Origin of the sequence: uncultured Thiocystis sp., assembly GCF_903866365.1 — a bacterium.
Classification (GTDB): domain Bacteria; phylum Pseudomonadota; class Gammaproteobacteria; order Chromatiales; family Chromatiaceae; genus Chromatium.
The window spans coordinates 1-4,385 of sequence record NZ_CAIPNF010000312.1; the positions used below are offsets into that span (position 1 = coordinate 1).

The 4,385-nt window shown below is 57.4% G+C and carries 4 protein-coding genes; all 4 read right to left on the reverse strand.

Annotation, left to right across the window (positions count from 1 at the left end; genetic code table 11):
• Positions 1–237: 237 nt before the first annotated feature.
• Positions 238–1,524, reverse strand: coding sequence for a trypsin-like peptidase domain-containing protein (locus QZY07_RS17900; RefSeq protein ID WP_295405660.1), 1,287 nt, complete (start codon positions 1,522–1,524; stop codon positions 238–240).
• Positions 1,525–1,989, reverse strand: a complete 465-nt coding sequence (locus tag QZY07_RS17905; RefSeq protein ID WP_295405662.1) for a hypothetical protein — start codon at positions 1,987–1,989, stop codon at positions 1,525–1,527. It lies immediately after the preceding gene.
• Positions 1,986–2,267, reverse strand: a complete 282-nt coding sequence (locus tag QZY07_RS17910; protein WP_295405663.1) for a nucleotidyltransferase domain-containing protein — start codon at positions 2,265–2,267, stop codon at positions 1,986–1,988. Before QZY07_RS17910 ends, QZY07_RS17905 begins: the two co-directional genes overlap by 4 nt.
• A 208-nt stretch (positions 2,268–2,475) precedes the next feature.
• Positions 2,476–4,266, reverse strand: coding sequence for a DUF1566 domain-containing protein (locus tag QZY07_RS17915; RefSeq protein ID WP_295405665.1), 1,791 nt, complete (start codon positions 4,264–4,266; stop codon positions 2,476–2,478).
• Between the last annotated feature and the right edge of the window lie 119 nt (positions 4,267–4,385).

Below are 4,385 nucleotides of genomic sequence, written 5' to 3' on the forward strand. Positions count from 1 at the left end.
AAACGACGCTTGAACATCAGGAACGTCCTCAAGGTTAGATTTCCGGTCGGCTGCCGGATTGCCTCTGCATCTTTGCGCCACCAGCGCCGAGTAACGGCCATCAGGACAGGCGTTAGCCGCCTTGCGCAGAGCCCACCCGCATTCAAAGTATGAGGCAAACCGGCATGACAATCTCAATCAAAAAAGGACGCGCCAAGAGCAAGATTGAGAAACGCATTTTGGTTCAAATGTGAACCCTCAGCGCAGTTCCACCGCAAACGCCACCTCCGGCGTGGCGAGATAAAACCGCGCGCCCGCGGGCAGCGGGTGTCGCTGACCCGGCGCCAGTGCCAGTGCCGTTGGAGCGGCGCGGTCGGTCATCAGATAGACGCCGTTGGTCGACCAGCAGTCTTCCAGAAAGAAGCGACCACCCTCGACATCGTAGCCGACCAGCGCATGCCGCTGACTGATCGCCGTCTGCTCGGGCGGCAGCACCAATTGAACCAAGGCGGGATCGCGCCCGATGGCGACCGCTCCGCCATCGAGCGGGATCGACGTCCCGGCATAGGGGCCGCGAAGACCGCGCAGCACCGGACGTCGGGAGGTCTGACGCGGCGGCGCGCTGGGGGCCGACATGACCGGGCGCGTCAGTCGCTCGCGCACCCTGACCCGACCGGGACGGCTCGCGAGCAACGCCAGCAGACCCAGAACGATGATCAGCAGCAACCCCAGCGCAAGACTCAAACCCGGCTCGCGCTGCCACAGCCGCGCCAGCGCGTTCGGTCGGCTGGTGCTGACGCGATACGCCAGACCCAACCGGTCCAGCATCGGCAGCAGGGCATCGGCCACCACCGCCCACCCCAGCCCTTCGCCCGATACCACCCGCTGCATGACGATGCCACTGCCCTCCGCATTCAGGGTCGGCACCGCCGCCAGCGCCTTCATGGTGTTGATCCCGATCACCCGCCCCGCCGCGTCGAACAGCGGGCCGCCCGAGTTGCCCGGATTGATCGCCGCGCTGATCTGCACCAGTCGCGCGCCCTGGGTCGGATCGGCGGGCGGCGGCAGCAGACGCCCGATCACGCCCTCGGTCATGGTCGACTCGCTCAAGGCCGAGAGATCGCCCTGTTCGTCGGCATCGCCCGGAAAACCGACCGCGATCACCGGATCGCGCTGACGCAGGGTCGCCGCCGTCGCAAAGCGCACCTCGGGACGGGCGATCCGTCGCTCCAGCCGCAGCACCGCCAGATCCTTGGCGGCGTCCTGCCCGCGCACCCGCGCCGCGACCATCTCGCCCTCGCCGGCATGGAGCAACACCGCCGCGCGTCCGGACTCGGCGGTGCAGGACACCACATGCCAGTTGGTCACCACATGCGATCCGCCGCCCACCACGAAACCCGAACCGGACATGGGTTCGCCCGTGGCCGGCAGGCAGATGACGCGCACGGTCGCGGCGTTCATGTGTGCGGTGAGCGAGTCGGCAGCGGCCCAGAGCGGGAGCGACAGCAGGAGTAAGGCGAATCGAAAAAGGCGGAGGGAAAACACCTACTCCGCATCCGCATAACGGTCGAGCAAGTCATCGGCAGACGCCTTGACCTTGGGGATGGCCGCCAGCAGCGATGGCGTCAGGGCGGCGACCGCGCGATAGAGGTCCGGCATCTTGTCGCTGGCATATTCGTGGGCAATCAGATTTCTCAATTCGCGGATGCGTACCAATTGACCCGCCTCCTCCATCCAGCCGCGTTTTTCCGCGCGTTGGATGCGGTCCAGCAGACTGCCTTGAGACATCAACTCCAGGTCATCAATCAGGCGCATCACCCGCTGCACCAGCAGATCGGCCAAGCGCGCAAAACGGCTGGTCAAGGATTCCAGTCGTTCCAGCTCTTCGAGCGACCAGGACGGGCGGTCGATCAATTCCCGCGAGCGGTCCAGCGAAAAGCGTAAATGGATGGCGGCCAATTCCAGGTTGGCGATTTCCTCGCGCAGCCATTGGAGCTTTTCTGGTTTCATAAACGGACTCCGGTCTTGACCGCGATCCGCGCCAACGGACGGGAGGCGTCCGGTTCGATCATCAGGTCGATTTTTTGCTCGCCCAGGGTCTGGTGCAGCCGTGCGAGCAGATCGAGCTTGGCCATCAGATCGATCCGGTCCGACAGCACGAGCAGATCGATATCGCCGCCTCGTGCCTGATCGTCAACGCGCGATCCGAATAGATACACCTCGGCCTGCGGGTCGATGGCGGTCACGGCGTCCTGGATGGTCGCTTGTTCGAGAGTCGTCAGACGCATGTCGATCGCCCCGTTCAGAGCGCGTGTCGCGCTGCGGTTTCCGCTCAAAGCTCGCGGCCAGGTGCTCAACCGATGTGACGGCTGCGCCCTTCGTCTGCTCGCTCCCACGTTCCGGCGTGGGGGTGTCGGGCGGACGTCCCGCGTCTCGACGACGCACACGCGACGCTGGAGTGTGGGAGCCAGAGAGCCAAACACAAAAGGTTCAAAATCACTGTCCGCGACGCACGAGACGAACGTGGAAGTCGTCGTACTGGACGCCGGCGTAGGCGTTGCCACCGCCGAAATACACGCCCCAGGCGACGGTCGGATCGTTGGCGTAGGGAGAACCAGACCAGACATTCGACCTTCGCGTATTGGGAAAAGCCGTTTGATCGATTGTCGGTTTTTTGTAATTGCCCTCGCACGAACGGCCAGTATCGTTCCAGGACTTTGGCAAGTCACTGGAGCAATACACCAGGGTCAGCAACTCATCCTTCGTCGGCATGCGCCAGTCAGCATGACCGGCGAACGTGGGCCAGCGCCTTTGCCGTCCGTTGGGCATCGCCTCATTCCAGTGCATCATGCTGGCATCCCCCACGCAGGTTTCCCCGCTCCAGGTCTGCCCCGCGCTGCATCGCTGCCACATCAGGCCCGTCATGGTATCGGTAGCGGTACCGTCGCCTTGGTCCAGGTAGCGATCTCCCAGCCGCCGGTGAAGGGCGGTTGCCGTGCTCTCGGCCATTGTCGACAGCGGCGGCGTTGATACTGACGTAACCGCGAGATCCGGGCGGCGTTTCTGGTAATCATTGCAGATTGCGGGACTGGTGGAATAGAAGTAAGAGATGATTTTCCCGCTCTCGTCTTTGCGCTTTGCCGACAGTGTCTTACTGCCATCTTCATTTTTCAGAATTTTGTCGTCATACAAATCCGTATATTTAGCCTTCAGCTTCCGCAACTGCGCTTCCGGTCCGGCCACCATGAATTTGTAACAGAGCGGTGCTTCGGCAGGGATGTTCTCCGTTGGCGCCAAGTCAGCGGCGAAGTAAAGCGGAACCTTTACACCTGGCTCGGCTTGCGCTTGCGGAAAGTCCTGAGAAAGAAACGAGTCTGGCATTTGCTGGTCATTCAAGCTATAGCTAGAATTAGCTTCCGCATGATTTTCTTGAATTAGCTTTAATTGCAAAGTCTTCTGTGCAGCTTTCCGTACACCAGGGTCAGGTGATTCGTTTGCTAGTTGCATCAAAAACAGGCGGGTTTTATCTTGATTTCTTGAGTAACGGAAAGTCATCGCATAACAAGCAACAGACTCTTCCTGCATATTTTTTTTCGCATAGTAGTTAGCAAGTTGAGCCCATGCTGACGCACGATCAGGAGAAAGCGTCAATGCTTTTTCCAGCATTTTGAGAGATGATTCCAAATCACTTAGCCTCAAATAAACGTAGCTCAAATTATCCGCAATTTCAACGTCGGCGAGATTTGACTGATGCGCTAATAAAAAATGCTGCCTAGCTTGCTCAAGATTTTCTTCTCTAAACGCCGCAAGACCTTTTTCATTTTCGCTTCTTGCTAGCTTCTTGTCTCCCAGGGAAGCTTTTGGCAACGATTCAATTTTACTTTTTATGAATTCCAATTCGCCAGATCGTTGAAGACCGCCATCGTTTTTTGATATTGCAATCATTTTTTTCAGCAAGCTAATGGCTGAATCATCATTTTCATAACATGCAAAAACCCGTAAGCTGTTTTTCTCCTCATTGCAATCGTAGATAAAACCTCCGTTTTTAATTTGAGCTGTTTCTTGATTTTTCGCTTTACTTTGGCGGCGAAGATCATCATCTATTGAATTTTTTCTTTGGCGTTCCTCCTCGGCATGGATTTGAGTATCTAAAGCAGCTTGTCGTGCTAAATCATCGGTTTGCCAAGCAACATCCGCACTATGGTTTTCTTTATCTGATTCTGGTATCAGTATTTTTCTAAAATCTGTATATAGGTAAAAGAAATAACCAAAAATTATCAATGTCAATATTCCAATTAACCTCTTTAATTCTACTTTGTTACTTTAATTCAAACACATTGACTATCCCGTCGCGGTCAGCTTGTAATAACGCTCGATATCCTTTTGCCTTTGCTCATGCCTGACCC